This is a genomic window from Arthrobacter sp. 210 2, from assembly GCF_059093025.1.
On record NZ_JBNHIE010000006.1, the window covers coordinates 197,972 to 213,863 of the forward strand.

Sequence of the window (15,892 nt, forward strand, 5' to 3'; positions counted from 1 at the left end):
GCCCAAAGGGGCTAGAATAGATAAGACCGCGCCTAACGGCCGGCAGTCGTGCGCCATGGGTGTGCCCTTTCCGTGCCAACGGGAGGGTTGCCTGCGGCCAGCAGAGATGAACGTCAGGACGATGACCGTGGCAGAAGTACTTACCAGCGGGAGTCAACCCGAACGGACCTGCATCGGATGCCGGAAGAAGGGGCCGCGGTCTGAGTTACTCCGGCTCGTCGCCGAAGGCAGCGGATCATCCGCTGTCCTGGTTGATGAACGACGCCGGATGGCTGGCCGGGGTGCATGGCTGCACCCCAGCGAATCGTGCCTGGCTCTGGCGATAAAACGGCGAGCGTTCGGACGTGCCCTTCGGGGCGCAACCGGAACAGCCGCCGTCGAACACCGGATCAAGTCAGGCCCGAGCGTCGCAGGCGCCCCGGTGGCTGCGACACCAACCGTCCAACCTGAAAGCGGGTCAGAAATCTGATGGAAACCCGATGAGTTCCCAGCGATGAGTGCGTAACGATGACAACTTTGTTGCGCTCTGCAATGGGCCCTTCTGCATGTGCGGCTGGGGCCCGCAGTAAGAAGTAGACGGTTCGTGCCTGGCTCGGTGCGGACCGAGACAGGAGAAATGTGGCCAAGGTCCGCGTACACGAGCTTGCGAAAGAGCTCGGTATTACTTCCAAAGATGCAGTGACAAAACTGCAGGAACTGGGCGAATTCGTTCGCTCCGCCTCTTCCACCATTGAGGCCCCCGTTGTGCGCAAGCTGCGCAACGCCTTCCCCGACGCTGCTGCCAAGGCAACAGCACCGGCAGCCGCGCCCAAGGCGCCCGCTCCCGCGGCGGAATCACGCCCTTCAACCCCGGCTCCCGGCCCGGCTGCACCCAAGGCTCCGGCCCCCAAGGTGCAGGCACCCGCCCCCGCCGCTCCGGCAGCCCCGGCACCGGCCGCTGCTCCGGCAGCACCTGCTGCCAGCACGCCTGCCGCCAGCGCACCTGCCGCTCCGGCTGCACCCGCTGCGCCGTCCACCGGCGCCAAGCCCGGCGCTCGTCCGGCTCCCAAGGCTGACACCCCGGCTGCACCCGCTGCCCGCCAGGGTGGTTCCGCATCCGGTGCATCCGCACCCCGTCCCGGCGGCCCCCGTCCGGGCAACAACCCCTTCGCCACTTCACAGGGCATGCCCCGTGGCCGTGGCGGCGACGGAGACCGTCCGCCGCGTCCGGGCAACAACCCGTTTGCCACCTCTCAGGGCATGCCCCGTCCGGGCGGCAGCCGTACCGATGGCGACCGTCCCGGTGGTCCGCGTCCCGCAGCAGGTGCCGGCGGCCCCCGTCCGGGCGGTCCCCGTCCCGCTGCCGGTGCAGGCGGTCCCCGTCCCGCAGCCGGTGCCGGTGGACCCCGCCCGGGTGCACCGCGTCCCGGTGGTGCAGGCGGAAACCGTCCTACGCCCGGCATGATGCCCAACCGCACTGAGCGTCCCGCCCCCGCTGGTGCAGGCCGTCCCGGTGGCGGCGGCCGTGGCCCCGGACGCCCCGGTGGCGCCCCGGGCACCGGTGGTCCCGGTGCCGGCGGCGGTGCTCCCGCAGGCGGTGGCTTCGGCAAGGGTGGCCGCGGTCGCGGTGGCACCCAGGGTGCGTTCGGCAAGGGCGGCGCCGGTCGTGGCAAGCAGCGCAAGTCGAAGCGCGCAAAGCGCCAGGAACTTGAGCAGATGAGCGCACCGTCGCTGGGTGGCGTGAGCGTACCCCGCGGCGACGGCAACACCGTCATCCGCCTGCGCCGTGGATCATCCATCACGGACTTCGCCGACAAGATCGAGGCGAACCCCGCCGCACTGGTGACCGTGCTGTTCCACCTCGGTGAAATGGCAACCGCCACCCAGTCGCTGGACGAGGAAACCTTCGCGCTGCTCGGCGAGGAGCTTGGCTACAAGCTCCAGGTCGTCTCGCCGGAGGACGAGGAGCGCGAGCTGCTCTCCACCTTCGACATCGACTTCGACGCAGAGCTCGAAGCCGAAGGCGACGAAGACCTTGAGGCACGTCCTCCGGTAGTCACCGTCATGGGCCACGTGGACCACGGTAAGACCCGCCTGCTCGATGCCATCCGCAAGTCCGACGTTATGGCGGGCGAGCACGGCGGCATCACGCAGCACATCGGTGCCTACCAGGTCACGCACAACCACGAAGGCGACGACCGGAAGATCACCTTCATCGATACCCCGGGCCACGAGGCGTTCACCGCCATGCGTGCCCGTGGTGCGAAGGTCACCGACATCGCCATCCTGGTGGTCGCAGCGGACGACGGCGTTATGCCCCAGACCGTTGAAGCCCTCAACCACGCACAGGCGGCCAACGTGCCCATCGTCGTGGCTGTGAACAAGATCGACAAGGAAGGCGCCAACCCGGACAAGGTCCGCGGCCAGCTGACCGAGTACGGCCTGGTTCCGGAAGAATACGGTGGCGACACCATGTTCGTGGAGGTCTCTGCCCGCCAGAACCTCAACATCGACGAGCTGCTCGAGGCCGTCCTGCTGACCGCAGACGCCGCCCTGGACATGCGCGCCAACCCGAACAAGGACGCCCGCGGTATCGCGATCGAAGCCAACCTGGACAAGGGCCGCGGTTCCGTGGCCACCGTCCTGGTGCAGTCCGGTACGCTGCGCGTCGGCGACACCATCGTTGCAGGCACGGCCCACGGCCGCGTCCGTGCGATGTTCGACGACGACGGCAGCGCCCTGACCGAGGCCGGCCCGTCCCGCCCCGTGCAGGTGCTGGGTCTGTCCAACGTCCCGCGTGCAGGCGACACCTTCTTCGTGACCGCTGACGAGCGCACCGCCCGCCAGATCGCCGAGAAGCGTGAAGCAGCGGACCGCAACGCCGCCCTGGCCAAGCGCCGCAAGCGCATCAGCCTCGAAGACTTCGACCAGGCAGTGGCCGAAGGCAAGATCGACACCCTCAACCTCATCCTCAAGGGTGACGTGTCCGGTGCCGTGGAAGCCCTCGAAGACGCCCTGCTCAAGATCGACGTCGGCGAAGGCGTGCAGCTGCGCGTCATCCACCGCGGTGTTGGTGCCATCACGCAGAACGACGTCAACCTGGCAACAGTGGACAGCGCCGTCATCATCGGCTTCAACGTCAAGCCCGCCGAGCGGGTTGCCGAACTGGCAGACCGCGAAGGCGTGGACATGCGCTTCTACTCCGTCATCTACTCCGCAATCGATGACATCGAGATGGCGCTCAAGGGCATGCTCAAGCCGGAATACGAAGAATTCCAGCTGGGCACCGCCGAGGTCCGCGAAGTCTTCCGCTCCTCCAAGTTCGGAAACATCGCAGGCTCGATCGTCCGCTCCGGCATCATCCGCCGTAACACCAAGGCCCGCATCAGCCGCGACGGCAAGATCATCGGTGACAACCTCACCGTTGAAACGCTCAAGCGCTTCAAGGATGACGCAACCGAGGTCCGCACGGACTTCGAGTGTGGTATCGGTCTTGGCTCGTACAACGACATCTCCGAAGGCGACATCATCGAGACCTTCGAGATGCGCGAGAAGCCGCGCGTCTAAGTTGTGCTGCTCTTTTGGTGCGGGGCCGTTGGATTTTTCCGGCGGCCCCGCCCCTTCGCTGGGTGGCCAACGTCTTACGACGTCGGCCACCCAGCTTCGGCAGGCCCGATGCCACTCCCAGGCCGCCGGAAAAATCCAACGCGGGTCCGTCGTTGGCTCGCCTTTAGTGCGTGGCACATTACTGAAACGTTCGAGGCAGCTCCTGTGCCGCCGTCGTACGTCCCAAATTTTTCTTCTTATAGGAGTTGTTCATGGCTGATCCGGCACGTGCTGCCAAGTTGGCGCAGCGGATTAAGGTTGTTGTTGCTGAGGCCCTGAGCCGGAAGGTTAAGGATCCCCGGCTTGAGGGGATTACTGTTACCGATGCGCGGGTGACCAATGATCTTCAGCATGCCACCGTTTACTACACCGTCTTCGGGGACCAGGCTGTCCAGGCTGATGCTGCCAAGGGACTTGAGAAGGCCAAGGGGGTGCTTCGGCAGGAGGTTGGCCGGAACGTCACCGTCCGCCTGACTCCCACCCTTGAGTTCGTTGCGGACCAGATTCCCGTCAACGCCTCGAACCTGGAGGAACTGCTTCGGGAAGCCAAGAAGCGCGACGCCGAGGTGGCCGCCCTGGCTGCCAAGGCCAAGCACGCCGGCGAAGCCGATCCCTACAAGAGTGACGCGTCAGCCGACGTGGACATCGACGAGGACGACTTCGACGAAGAGGACCTTGACCTCGCCGACGGGGAAGAATTCGACGAAGACGGCAACAAGTAACCCAAAACGTCAGTAGAAGGCCCGGACCGCAGTTGCGGGTCCGGGCCTTCTGCTTCCCAGAAAACGTGGTGCGCTGCTACCGGATGTCGGCCTTGATCACCCGGCCTTCGGCAGGGGGAGGAGGTGGGGAGGTCGGGTTGAAGGCGTCCACCGTTGCATACAAAGTTCGGCCGTGGACCTCCACATCGGCCGGCGCGGGGACTGGCAGGAACACTGAACGGTGGCCCTTCCATGCGCTGAACTTCAGGATCTCGTTGCCGAACAGCGAGGCCACGTAAACGTCACCTGTGTTTGCCACTGCCAGGCCTGTGGGGCTGAGGATGCCATCCACCCAGAGCCTCGTGTGCCCGGTCCACGGGTTGATCTTGAAGACCGCGCCGCGTGCGCCCAGGCCAGGGACTTCAGGTCCACCTGGAAGCGATGTCACGTACAGCCAGCCGTCCGGGCCGATTTCCACGTCAGTCGGAACGGGTTCGAAAGCATACTTGAAATTTGCGCAGTCCGGTGCCTTTAAGGCCGCGGCGGCCTCTGCAGTGAGGACTGACGGGCGGGGAGGCAGAACTGCCACTGTGCTGACGGCGCCGGAGTGGATGTTGACCTTCAGGACAGCGTTTGCTCCGGCGTCGGCGACATAAGCCGTGTTGCCTTGGACAGCCGTGGCGTAGGCATTCGAGTCCAGGGCGCCGTTGTACCGTGCCGGTGGTGCATCCGCAATCGCTGCCGCCTGATCCAGGCACTTGGTGCTGGCGTCCCGTCCGAACCCATACTCCTGGCCTGCATCGGGATTGTTCTTCCGCTCATGTTCGGCCAGGTCAGCTATCTGGCGGACATCTCCGCGCGGGTTGATCGCTTTCAGAAAGCCCTTCAGCTCGGCAGGATTCGGTGAGCCGGCACCGGCAGTTTCGAGGAAGAACGTGGTGGCGCCGCGGGTTTCCACCCCCGCCACGCCAAAGCCAGCAGCAGCCTGGTAGATATTGGTAACGGTCTTGTCCCTGTTGACGCGGCTGAGCTTCCCCGCGAAATCCTGGGTCACCAGCACGGATTTATTGGTTCCTACGGCGAGGTGCAGCGGTGAAACGAGCCCGCCGGCGAGCTCCGTGGCCTCCGGCTCGTGGCGGTGGTCCCGGTCGGACGCCACGGAGGCGCTTGCCGGGGCTATGACAGCCGCGGTTGCCAAACACGCGATCAGGGTGAGCTTTCTCTTCATTGGGTACTCCGGGTTGACGCCCTGGCGGGCCGGATAAGGAGCCTCGCGAGAGGCAAAAATTCGGAAACCCCCGGGCGCCAGAATATGCCTGCCGGTCAAGAATGTCGTGGGGACTTTCCCCCTAATGCGCCCCCTAATTTCACCCCCTAACAGCCGGCCCATGGCTAGGATCTAGCTATGACCATGGCAAGAGACTTCGACGACGCCGCCCGCTACTTGAAGCAGGCCGTGGAACTAGCCACCGGAAACGTGGGGGATGGCGGCGGACCTTTCGGCGCAGTGGTGGTCACCCCGGACGGCCGCGTGTATGAGGGCGTCAACAGGGTGACCCGCGACAACGATCCCACGGCCCACGCCGAGGTGGTGGCCATCCGCACCGCCGCTGCGGCACGCGCCACGTTCGATCTCCGTGGCGCCGTTCTTTACACGAGCTGTGAGCCCTGCCCGCTGTGCCTTGCCTCCGCCCTATGGGCGCGCATCGACCGGGTCTACTTCGCCGCGGACCGCCACGGCGCCGCTGCAGCCGGTTTCGACGATGCCCTCTTCTACGAGTACTTCAGCGGATCCCGCCCGGAACTGATGCCGGTCACGCGGGGTGATGTTCCGGCGTCGGACGCTCCCTTCCAGGCGTGGGGTGAGCACAAGCACCGGAAGGAGTACTAGGAATGGAACCAACGCTCATCGCCTGCCCGGCCTGCGGAAAGACCAACAGGATTCCCGCGCAGGCGGCCGGCCAGCCTCGCTGCGGCAACTGCAAGGCAGGGCTGCCGTGGATCGTGAACGCCGGGGACGCGGACTTCGGGGCGGAGGCGGAACGGTCGCCGGTGCCGGTGCTTGTGGACTTTTGGGCTGACTGGTGCGGTCCGTGCCGCATGGTGAGCCCCGTCCTGGACAAGCTGGCGCGCGAACGGCCGGGCCGGATCAAGCTGGTCAAGGTGGACGTGGACAAGGCACCTGGCCTGTCCCGCCGCTTCGACGTGCAGGCCATCCCCACGCTGATGGTGCTGGTGGACGGCAGGGTGGCTGCGAGGCAGGCCGGAGCCGCGCCCGCCGACGTCCTGCGGTCCTGGCTGGACGGGGCGCTCTCCGGCGCCGCCCGCTGACCCGGTTTTAGTTGGGCTTCCGCGCCGGCAACCGGGAGAGGCCCTCCAGCAGGTCCTCTTTCCGCCCGCACAACGCAATGCGCACCCAACCTTCACCGATGGATCCGAATGCGGTACCGGGCGCCAGCGCAACACCCGAGTCCGCAAGGAAGCGGCGCACCCAGCTCCGCACATCGCCGCCGCTGGCGTGGGAGACGTCAGCCCACAGGTAGAACGCACCCTGGGCCTGCAGGTACGGAATCCCCAGGGAGTCGAGGACGGCAGAGGCAGCGTCCCGGTTCTCCCTGTAGTGCCCGGAGGCGTGCTGCACGTAGTCCTGGGGGCCGGTGAGGGCCGCGAGCGCGGCATACTGCGACGGCGCCGCCACGCAGGAAACGATCGACTCCATCACGTTGTCCATCTTCTGCTTCAGCCCGGGCGGGCAGACCAGCGCGCCGATCCGCAGGCCGGTGAGGCCGTAGGTCTTGGACAGCGTCAGGGAGGTGAAGACGCGCGCTTCACCCGGCGTCCCGCCGTCGAACTTTGCCGGGCTGATGTGCGGCACGTCGTAGGTAAAGGCCTCGTAGCATTCATCGGAAATCACCCACAGATCGTGCCGGCGGGCCAGGTCCATCAGCTCCCGGGTCAGGTCCCCGCCCAGGACCGCGCCCAGCGGGTTGGACGGCGAGTTCAGGACCAGGGCCCTGGTCCGGTCCGTGATGAGGGCCTCAAGGTCTTCCGGCCTGGGCTGGAAGCCGTTGTCCGGGTACAGCGGGTAGCCCACGGGGACGGCGTTCAGGAGCCTGCCGGTCATGGCGAACGTGGGATAGCCCGGGTTGGGGATCAGGATCTCGTCGCCGGGGGAGAGCAGCAGGCTCATGGCCAGGTGCAGGCCCTGCTGCGCGCCGGCCACCACGTACACCCGGTCCGCGCCGACGTCGCATCCCTGCTCCTCGCGGAACCTGGCGGCAAAGGCTTCGCGCAGGGCAGGGATGCCGGCGTTGGGGGTGTAGTTGGTCTCGTCCCTGTCCAGGCAGGCCATGCCGGCCTCCAGGACATGGCGGGGGAGCGGGAACCCCGGTTCCCCGATGCTGAGGACCAGTGCACCGGGGGTCCGCCACCCAGCCTCGGTGATCTCGCGGATCTGGTTGACGGGCACGTCGCGGACATGGGCGGCAAGCTCAGGCATGCCTGCCATCCTAACCGGCGGCTGTGCGGGCGGCCCCACCAGCGCCGATATACTGGGAGGCGTGCTTTCTGGACTGGTGATAGTGGACAAGCCGCAGGGATGGACCAGCCATGATGTGGTTGGCCGGATGCGGCGCCTCGCAGGTACCCGGAAAGTGGGGCACGCGGGGACCCTGGATCCGATGGCCACCGGAGTGCTGGTGGTCGGCATCAACAAAGCCACCCGCCTGCTCACCTACATCGTGGGCACCTCCAAGACCTACACCGCCACCATCCGCCTGGGCCAGTCCACGGTGACGGACGACGCCGAGGGTGAAGTGATTGCCACGGCCCCCACCGCCGCCGTGGGAGAGCAGGCCATCCACGACGGCGTCGCCGCCCTTACAGGCGAAATCCAGCAGGTGCCCAGCAGCGTCAGCGCCATCAAGGTCAACGGCGAGCGCGCCTATGCGCGGGTCCGGTCCGGAGAGGATGTGAAGCTCGCCGCCCGCCCCGTCACCATCCACCGGTTTGAGGTGCACGGCATCCGCCGGGAGGAAGCAGCCGGGTTCGTCGACGTTGATGTCACGGTGGAATGCTCCTCCGGAACCTACATCCGTGCCCTGGCCCGGGACCTGGGCAACGCCCTGGGCGTGGGCGGCCACCTCACCGCGCTCCGCCGCACCCATGTCGGCCCGTACTCGCTGGAGCAGGCCCGCACCCTCGAACAGCTTGCCGAGGAACTCAACGTCCTGGACATGTCCCAGGCGGCCCGGGCGCTGATGCCCAACCGCGAGCTCACCCCCGAGGAAACAATGGAGATTTCCTTTGGCCGGCGCATTGCCGCCGGCGCAGCCCCGGGAAGTCCCGCGGCAGCCACCGCCGACCATCCGGCCGCCGCCTTTGCGCCCGACGGAAGCCTGGTGGCCCTCCTGGCGGACGCCGGAAGCTACGCCAAACCCGTCCTGGTCTTCGCACCCGGCAACGGCAGCCCAGCCGTCACCAACGCCGGGGACGCATAAATGGACGCCTATTTCTACATCATCCTGGTGGTGGGTCTGGTGTCCACCGGGATCTGCCTGGCGGCGGGCATCCTCAAGAAGGCGCCCAACGACATCACCATCCTGTCGGTGGCGGCCGTCGAAGTCGCCCTGGTGGTCTACCTTGTCGGTTCCATCATCCGCGTCATCGCCGGTGAACCCATCGCCGGTGAAGCCTGGGAATTCTGGGGCTACCTCGCCACCGCCATGCTCCTGCCCCCGGCCGCCGTCTACTGGTCCATCCTGGAACGGACACGGTGGAGCAATTTCGTCCTGGCCGCCGTCGGCGTTACCGCCCTGGTGATGGCCGCCCGCATGAACCAGATCTGGTACTGAAGTGGAAGAAGCACACAACGTGAAAGAGCAGCACCCGCGCGCCGCCATCGGTGACGCCCCCGCCCGGAACACCCGCAACACCGGTCCCGGGCGCCTGCTGATCGCGGTGTACGCCGTCTTCGCCATCTCGGCCTCGGCACGCGCCGGCTACCAGATCCTCACCAAGTTCTCCGAGGCTCCGCTGGCATACCTGCTCTCCGCCTTCGCCGCCCTGGTCTACGTCGTGGCCACGGTGTCCCTTGCCAAGGCAGGCAGCACCTGGTTCAAGGTGTCCCTCGCCGCAGTGCTGGTGGAACTCGTGGGCGTACTGGTGGTGGGTGCCCTGAGCGTGTTCGACTCCGTGGCGTTCCCGCACGAAACCGTGTGGTCCCTCTTTGGCCGCGGCTACGGCTTCATCCCCCTGCTGCTCCCTATTCTCGGATTGGTGTGGCTGTACCGGCGCAGGCCATCGCACGGGAAAACCGCGCTGTGAATGCAGGTAACCTTGAAGAGTTCCGCGGCCGGCATGGCTGCGGATTGTTGATGCTTGCAGGCAGTTAAAGGCGAGGGTGATGGTCTACATCTGGAACGATCCGTCCGAAGTCCCGGCGGACTTCGGCCCATCTGTTGTCACCTTTGGGAACTTCGACGGCGTTCACCGCGGGCACCAGCAGGTGCTGTCCCAGCTGATCCGCTCAGCCCGGCTCACCCATGCCAGGGCGGTTGCCGTCACCTTCGACCCGCATCCCGCGCTGGTCCACCGCCCCGAAGCCGCGCCACAGCTGATCATGGGCCTGGACGACAAACTCGAGGCCCTGGGCGAACTCGGCCTGGACGCCGTCCTGGTGGTGAAGTATTCGCTGGACCTGGCCAGCCTGACGGCCGAGGAATTCGTGGAGCAGTACCTGGTGGACTGCCTGCACGCCAGCCATGTGGTGATCGGCCACGACGCCCGCTTCGGCCGCGGCAATTCCGGCGACCTGGACACCATGAAGATGCTCGGCCAGAAGTTCGGGTTCGAGGTGCAGGTCATCAGCGAGTTTGGCTCCGAGGGCTACCCCCTGCATGACGACGACGGCAAGGACCGCCGCTGTTCGTCCACCTGGGTCAGGGAAGCCCTGCAGGAAGGCGACGTCACCACGGCCGCGGCCGTGCTGGGCCGCCCCCACCGGATGCGCGGCGAGGTTGTCCACGGCGCCGCACGGGGACGCGCCCTCGGGTTTCCCACGGCCAACCTCGCGTCCAACTCGAGCGGGCTGATCCCTGCCGACGGTATTTACGCCGGCTGGCTTGTCGACCAGGCCGGCAAACGCTGGCCCGCCGCCATCTCCGTGGGCTCCAACCCCACGTTCGACGGCGTCAGCCGGCAGGTGGAGGCGCACGTCATCGACCGGCCCAGGGAAGCCGTTGAGGACTTCGATCTGTACGGCCAGACAGTAATTGTCGAATTTGTGGAGCGGCTCCGTGGAATGGTGGCCTACCGTGGGCCTGAGGCCCTGGTTGACCAGATGAAGCTGGACGTTGTCCAGGCGCATGATCTGCTGACCAGGCGCTGAAGAGCCGCTGACCTGCCACCTGGACGGCGCCGGTTCAGACCCACGCCACCTTGGCAGGCCTGCCGGGGTGTCAGCAAGGAAAGGCAGTACGTGTCCGTTGAGAAGAACACCCGCAAGCTGGACAAGGGCATCGTCCGTGACTTCAGCTCGAGGATGAGTTACGCCTCCTACCTTCAGCTGCCCACCCTGTTAAGCGCGCAGCAGCCCGTCAGCAAGCCCGAACACCATGACGAGCTCCTGTTCATCATCCAGCACCAGACCACGGAACTGTGGCTGAAGCTCGTGCTGCATGAGCTGCGGAGCGCTGCCGCCTGGCTTCGCGCGGACGATCTCGGCTCGGCGCTGAAGGGCATCGCGCGGGTCAAGCACATCCAGAAGACACTGACGGAGCAGTGGTCCGTGCTGGCCACCCTGACGCCCACGGAGTATTCACAGTTCCGCGGCTTCCTGGGCAACTCGTCCGGTTTCCAGTCCAGCCAATACCGCGCGGTGGAATTCGTGCTGGGCAACAAGAACCGCAAAATGCTTCCGGTGTTCGAATCAGATCCCGAGGCGCACGCCATGCTGGAGGAGTTGCTCGCCGCGCCCAGCATCTACGACGAATTCCTCGCCTACCTTGCCCGCCAGGGATTCGATGTCCCCGCCGCCGTTTTGGAACGCGACGTCACCAAGGCACACGAGTTCACCCCGGAACTGGTGCCGCTCTTCAAACACATCTACGAGCATGCCGCGGACAACTGGGGCGCCTACGAAGCCTGTGAGGAGCTCGTTGACCTTGAGGACAACTTCCAGCTGTGGCGCTTCCGCCACCTGCGGACGGTCCAGCGGACCATTGGCATGAAATCCGGAACCGGCGGCTCCAGCGGCGCAGCCTTCCTGCAAAAGGCCCTGGAACTTACGTTTTTCCCGGAATTATTCGCTGTCAGGACGGAAATCGGACAATGAGCATTGAGCAGGCACATCCCTCCCCGGCAACAGGCACTGCACTGCCGCAGCGTGCCGCAAAGCTCGACCGGCAGGATCCGCTGGCCCGGTTCCGTGCCCACTTCATCGGCACGGCCACGCCGCTGTCCTACCTGGACGGCAACTCCCTGGGACGTCCGCTGAAACGGACTCCCGAGGACATCGGGGCGTTTATCCGCGACGGCTGGGGCGGGCGCCTGATCCGCGGCTGGGACGAGGAGTGGCTGGAGCTGCCGCAGGCCATCGGCGACCAGCTGGGCCGGGCGGTCCTGGGGGCCGCCCCGGGGCAGACCATCATTGCCGACTCCACCACCGTGGTCCTGTACAAGATGATCCGCGCGGCACTGTCGGCGGTGGCTGACCCGGACCGCAACGAACTGGTCCTGGACACCGAGAACTTTCCCACGGACCGCTACCTTGTCGAAGGCATAGCCCTGGAGGAGGGCCTGACGCTCCGCTGGATCGAAACAGATCCCGCCGCAGGGGTGACCGTTGACCAGGTGCGCGACGCAACGGGGCCGCGCACCGCCGTCGTACTCCTGAGCCAGATCGCCTACCGCTCCGGCCACCTGGCGGACCTTCCGGGTATCACTGCCGCCGTGCATGACGCCGGCGCGCTGGTGGTGTGGGACCTTTGCCATTCCGCGGGGTCCGTGGAGATCGACCTGGACGGCGCGGGCGCGGACTTTGCTGCCGGCTGCACGTACAAGTACCTCAACGGCGGTCCGGGCTCGCCCGCGTTCGCCTACGTCAACCGGCGGCACCTGACCTCGCTCAACCAGCCCATCTGGGGCTGGATGGGCCGGAAGGATGCCTTCGAGATGGCGGCCGGGTATGAGCCTGCGGCGGGCATCAGGGGATTCCTGAGCGGCACTCCCGCAATCTTCGGGATGCTGGCCATGCGCGGCACCCTGGACCTCATCGAGGAAGCGTCCATGGCGGCCATCCGGAAGAAGTCGGTTCAACTGACGGGGTTCGCCGTCGAGGTGTTCGATGAATGGCTGGCACCCCTGGGGGCTGAACTGGCGACGCCCCGTGATCCGGGGGAGCGGGGCAGCCACATCACCGTGGACCACCCCGGATTCACGAAGGCAACGGTTGCAGCGCTGTGGGACGACGACGTCATCCCCGATTTCCGGTCTCCGCGCGGCATCCGAATTGGCCTGTCGCCCCTCAGCACCAGTTTCCAGGAAGTGCTGCACGGGATGGCTGCCATCCGGGACCGGCTCCAGGGCTGACCGGGGCACCGTCTTCCTGCAGCGGCTCTCCGGCGTCCCCTGTTTCGACAACATTAGGCCGCGGCCGGTAAACTGGACGACGGATCCGGCTGCAGTCCGTGGCGGCTGGTTCCTGTTGCGTACGGCATCCCGGTTCTTCCGGGGTTATGCCGCGGCGGCAGACCCGGCAGTGATTTTCTGACCTGGGCCCTCACGGCACATTTACTAGGAGTTATTGTGGCACTTGACGCCGCTGTAAAGCAGTCCATCATCAAGGAATACGCAACCGGCGAAGGCGACACGGGTTCACCCGAGGTCCAGGTTGCTGTCCTGACCCAGCGGATCAAGGATCTGACTGAGCACATGAAGGAGCACAAGCACGACTACCACACCCAGCGCGGTCTGCTGGCCATGGTTGGTCGCCGCAAGCGCATGCTGAGCTACCTCAAGAAGACCGACATCGCCCGCTACCGTTCGCTCATCGAGCGCCTCGGCCTGCGCCGCTAGTCGCACTTCGGGGGCGGCCCTTTCCGGCACGGAACGGGCCGCCTTCTTCAAATAAAAACTAAACAGGAGGATCAACCGCATCACGCATTCGCGGTCCTCGGTAGTGATCCCCGGGAAGGCTTCGTTGACTGAAGCCCCGGCCCGTGGGTCTCGATCGATGACCGGGTGCAGGGCCAGTAGACAGATGCTGGCTGGGTTGATGCGGCTGGACTCCGTAAGAAAGAAACGGAGGTGACTCTCTTGGAGGGTCCCGAAATCCAGTTCTCAGAAGCAGTCATTGACAATGGCCGCTTTGGCAAGCGTGTAATCCGCTTCGAAACCGGCCGCCTCGCCAAGCAGGCAGCCGGCGCAGCGATGGTGTACATCGACGAAGACACCGCACTGCTGTCCGCCACCACCGCCGGCAAGCACCCGCGTGAAGGCTTCGACTTCTTCCCGCTGACGGTCGACGTCGAAGAGCGCATGTACGCTGCCGGCCGCATCCCGGGCTCGTTCTTCCGCCGTGAAGGACGTCCGTCCACCGAAGCCATCCTGGCCTGCCGCCTCATGGACCGCCCGCTGCGCCCCGCCTTCATCAAGGGCCTGCGCAACGAGGTCCAGATCGTGGTCACCGTCCTGGCGATCAACCCGGACGAGCTGTACGACGTTGTGGCCATCAACGCCTCCTCGATGTCCACCCAGCTGTCCGGCCTGCCGTTCTCCGGCCCCATCGGCGGCGTCCGCGTTGCCCTGGTCGCTGACGAAAACGGCTCCCAGTGGGTCGCTTTCCCCAAGCACTCCCAGCTGGAAAACTCCGTCTTCAACATGGTTGTGGCCGGCCGCATCGCCGGTGACGATGTCGCCATCATGATGGTCGAAGCTGAAGCGACGGACAACTCCTGGAACCTCATCAAGGAACAGGGCGCCACCGCCCCCACCGAAGAGGTTGTCTCCGAGGGCCTCGAGGCTGCCAAGCCGTTCATCAAGGCTCTGTGCGAGGCGCAGGCTGACCTGGCCGCCCGTGCAGCCAAGCCCACCGTTGAGTTCCCCGTCTTCCTCGACTACGAGGACGACGTCTACGCCGCTGTTGAGTCAGCTGCCGCTGAAAAGCTGGCTGCTGTCTTCCAGATCGCGGACAAGCAGGAGCGCAATGACGCTTCAGACGCGCTGAAGGACGAGGTTTCCGCCGCCCTGGCCGAGCAGTTCGAAGGCCGTGACAAGGAAGTGTCCGCAGCATTCCGCTCGGTCACCAAGCACGTAGTGCGCCAGCGCATCCTCAAGGACCAGGTCCGCATCGACGGCCGCGGCCTGACGGACATCCGCCAGCTCACCGCCGAGGTTGAGGTCCTGCCCCGCGTCCACGGCTCCGCCATCTTCGAGCGCGGCGAAACCCAGATCATGGGTGTCACCACGCTGAACATGCTGAAGATGGAACAGCAGATTGACTCGCTGTCGCCGGTCAAGACCAAGCGCTATATGCACAACTACAACTTCCCGCCGTACTCCACCGGTGAGACCGGCCGCGTGGGCTCGCCCAAGCGCCGTGAAATCGGCCACGGTGCCCTGGCAGAGCGGGCCCTCGTGCCGGTCCTGCCGTCCCGCGAGGAGTTCCCGTACGCCATCCGCCAGGTATCCGAGGCGCTCAGCTCCAACGGTTCGACGTCGATGGGTTCTGTCTGCGCCTCCACCCTGTCCATGCTGAACGCCGGTGTGCCCCTGAAGGCCGCCGTCGCCGGTATTGCCATGGGCCTGGTCTCCGACCAGGTGGACGGCCAGACCCGCTACGCGGCACTGACTGACATCCTTGGCGCCGAAGACGCCTTCGGCGACATGGACTTCAAGGTTGCCGGTACCTCCGAGTTCGTCACGGCCATCCAGCTGGACACCAAGCTCGACGGCATCCCCGCTTCGGTGCTGGCAGCAGCCCTGAAGCAGGCCCGCGAAGCACGCCTGCACATCCTCGAGGTCATGGACTCGGCCATCGACACCCCGGACGAGCTCTCCGAGTTCGCACCGCGCGTCATCGCCGTGAAGATCCCCGTGGACAAGATCGGCGAGGTCATTGGCCCCAAGGGCAAGATGATCAACCAGATCCAGGAAGACACCGGCGCCGACATCTCCATCGAGGACGACGGCACGGTCTACATTGGCGCCACCGACGGCCCGTCTGCAGACGCAGCACGCTCCGCCATCAACGCCATCGCGAACCCGCAGGTCCCGGAAATCGGCGAGCGTTACCTGGGTACGGTCGTCAAGACCACCACCTTCGGTGCCTTCGTGTCGCTGACCCCGGGCAAGGACGGCCTCCTGCACATCTCCGAACTGCGCAAGCTGGCCAACGGCAAGCGCGTGGACAACGTGGATGACGTGGTCTCCGTCGGCCAGAAGGTCCAGGTGGAAATCACCAAGATCGACGACCGCGGAAAGCTCTCGCTCGCCCCGGTGGTAGCCGAGGAAGAAGGTGCGGCTGAGACCGAGCGCGCCCACACCACGGAACCTGCTGAAGGCGCTGACGTCTAACAGCGCGGTTTTCCGGCACAAGCATGAATCGG

15 protein-coding genes are annotated in these 15,892 nt (G+C 65.9%); 13 read left to right on the forward strand and 2 right to left on the reverse strand.

All coding sequences use genetic code 11. The features are described 5' to 3' along the window. Nucleotides 1-106 precede the first annotated feature (106 nt). The 3 genes from AC5RWA_RS13435 to rbfA all read left to right on the forward strand — a co-directional run bounded on the left by AC5RWA_RS13435 (nucleotide 107) and on the right by rbfA (nucleotide 4,307). Nucleotides 107-469 carry a YlxR family protein gene (locus AC5RWA_RS13435; RefSeq protein WP_079595507.1) on the forward strand — a complete coding sequence of 121 codons (363 nt, stop codon included), beginning with the start codon at nucleotides 107-109 and terminating at the stop codon, nucleotides 467-469. A 149-nt stretch (nucleotides 470-618) separates the two neighbouring features. Next, a complete protein-coding gene (infB, locus tag AC5RWA_RS13440) occupies nucleotides 619-3,546 on the forward strand; it encodes a translation initiation factor IF-2 (RefSeq protein ID WP_494057983.1) in 2,928 nt (975 codons plus the stop codon). 251 nt (nucleotides 3,547-3,797) lie between these two features. Continuing rightward, nucleotides 3,798-4,307 carry a 30S ribosome-binding factor RbfA gene (rbfA, locus tag AC5RWA_RS13445; RefSeq protein ID WP_079595505.1) on the forward strand — a complete coding sequence of 170 codons (510 nt, stop codon included), beginning with the start codon at nucleotides 3,798-3,800 and terminating at the stop codon, nucleotides 4,305-4,307. A 76-nt stretch (nucleotides 4,308-4,383) separates the two neighbouring features. Here the strand turns inward: rbfA and AC5RWA_RS13450 are convergent, their stop codons facing one another. Then, nucleotides 4,384-5,514, reverse strand: coding sequence for a ScyD/ScyE family protein (locus AC5RWA_RS13450; RefSeq protein ID WP_494057984.1), 1,131 nt, complete (start codon nucleotides 5,512-5,514; stop codon nucleotides 4,384-4,386). A gap of 177 nt (nucleotides 5,515-5,691) precedes the next feature. Here AC5RWA_RS13450 and AC5RWA_RS13455 point away from each other — a divergent pair, with 177 nt between their 5' ends. Then, entirely contained in the window at nucleotides 5,692-6,177 is a 486-nt protein-coding gene (locus tag AC5RWA_RS13455; protein ID WP_275728922.1) for a nucleoside deaminase, read from the forward strand. A 2-nt stretch (nucleotides 6,178-6,179) separates the two neighbouring features. After that, a complete protein-coding gene (gene trxA / locus AC5RWA_RS13460) occupies nucleotides 6,180-6,617 on the forward strand; it encodes a thioredoxin (RefSeq protein ID WP_494057985.1) in 438 nt (145 codons plus the stop codon). Between the two features lie 7 nt (nucleotides 6,618-6,624). Here trxA and AC5RWA_RS13465 read toward each other — a convergent pair whose 3' ends face one another. Next, the gene (locus AC5RWA_RS13465; RefSeq protein WP_494057986.1) at nucleotides 6,625-7,785 is read right to left on the reverse strand and encodes a pyridoxal phosphate-dependent aminotransferase; all 1,161 of its coding nucleotides are present in this window, start codon (nucleotides 7,783-7,785) and stop codon (nucleotides 6,625-6,627) included. Between the two features lie 61 nt (nucleotides 7,786-7,846). On the opposite strand from AC5RWA_RS13465, the gene truB reads away from it, so the two are divergent. From truB to AC5RWA_RS13505, 8 genes are all read left to right on the forward strand, one after another. After that, nucleotides 7,847-8,785 carry a tRNA pseudouridine(55) synthase TruB gene (gene truB / locus AC5RWA_RS13470; RefSeq protein WP_494057987.1) on the forward strand — a complete coding sequence of 313 codons (939 nt, stop codon included), beginning with the start codon at nucleotides 7,847-7,849 and terminating at the stop codon, nucleotides 8,783-8,785. Next, complete coding sequence (locus AC5RWA_RS13475; protein WP_079595500.1) at nucleotides 8,786-9,139, forward strand: hypothetical protein; 354 nt, start codon at nucleotides 8,786-8,788, stop codon at nucleotides 9,137-9,139. A gap of 19 nt (nucleotides 9,140-9,158) precedes the next feature. Continuing rightward, on the forward strand, nucleotides 9,159-9,611 hold the full coding sequence (locus AC5RWA_RS13480; RefSeq protein ID WP_494057988.1) for a hypothetical protein: 453 nt from the start codon (nucleotides 9,159-9,161) through the stop codon (nucleotides 9,609-9,611). Between the two features lie 79 nt (nucleotides 9,612-9,690). Next, the gene (locus AC5RWA_RS13485) at nucleotides 9,691-10,674 is read left to right on the forward strand and encodes a bifunctional riboflavin kinase/FAD synthetase (protein WP_275728909.1); all 984 of its coding nucleotides are present in this window, start codon (nucleotides 9,691-9,693) and stop codon (nucleotides 10,672-10,674) included. 90 nt (nucleotides 10,675-10,764) lie between these two features. Next, on the forward strand, nucleotides 10,765-11,619 hold the full coding sequence (gene kynA / locus AC5RWA_RS13490; RefSeq protein WP_494057989.1) for a tryptophan 2,3-dioxygenase: 855 nt from the start codon (nucleotides 10,765-10,767) through the stop codon (nucleotides 11,617-11,619). After that, complete coding sequence (locus AC5RWA_RS13495) at nucleotides 11,616-12,875, forward strand: kynureninase (RefSeq protein ID WP_494057990.1); 1,260 nt, start codon at nucleotides 11,616-11,618, stop codon at nucleotides 12,873-12,875. The genes kynA and AC5RWA_RS13495 overlap by 4 nt, the downstream gene beginning before the upstream one ends. Nucleotides 12,876-13,091: 216 nt before the next feature. Then, a complete protein-coding gene (gene rpsO / locus AC5RWA_RS13500) occupies nucleotides 13,092-13,361 on the forward strand; it encodes a 30S ribosomal protein S15 (RefSeq protein WP_013600532.1) in 270 nt (89 codons plus the stop codon). A gap of 240 nt (nucleotides 13,362-13,601) precedes the next feature. Then, on the forward strand, nucleotides 13,602-15,860 hold the full coding sequence (locus AC5RWA_RS13505) for a polyribonucleotide nucleotidyltransferase (RefSeq protein WP_079595496.1): 2,259 nt from the start codon (nucleotides 13,602-13,604) through the stop codon (nucleotides 15,858-15,860). Nucleotides 15,861-15,892: the final 32 nt, after the last annotated feature.

Bases quoted from the DNA above. Each gene is read 5' to 3' on its own strand.
- AC5RWA_RS13435 (WP_079595507.1), top strand. From the start codon at position 107: ATGAACGTCAGGACGATGACCGTGGCAGAAGTACTTACCAGCGGGAGT.
- rbfA (WP_079595505.1), top strand. From the start codon at position 3,798: ATGGCTGATCCGGCACGTGCTGCCAAGTTGGCGCAGCGGATTAAGGTT.
- AC5RWA_RS13450 (WP_494057984.1), bottom strand. From the start codon at position 5,514: ATGAAGAGAAAGCTCACCCTGATCGCGTGTTTGGCAACCGCGGCTGTC.
- AC5RWA_RS13455 (WP_275728922.1), top strand. From the start codon at position 5,692: ATGACCATGGCAAGAGACTTCGACGACGCCGCCCGCTACTTGAAGCAG.
- trxA (WP_494057985.1), top strand. From the start codon at position 6,180: ATGGAACCAACGCTCATCGCCTGCCCGGCCTGCGGAAAGACCAACAGG.
- AC5RWA_RS13465 (WP_494057986.1), bottom strand. From the start codon at position 7,785: ATGCCTGAGCTTGCCGCCCATGTCCGCGACGTGCCCGTCAACCAGATC.
- AC5RWA_RS13475 (WP_079595500.1), top strand. From the start codon at position 8,786: ATGGACGCCTATTTCTACATCATCCTGGTGGTGGGTCTGGTGTCCACC.
- AC5RWA_RS13485 (WP_275728909.1), top strand. From the start codon at position 9,691: ATGGTCTACATCTGGAACGATCCGTCCGAAGTCCCGGCGGACTTCGGC.
- AC5RWA_RS13495 (WP_494057990.1), top strand. From the start codon at position 11,616: ATGAGCATTGAGCAGGCACATCCCTCCCCGGCAACAGGCACTGCACTG.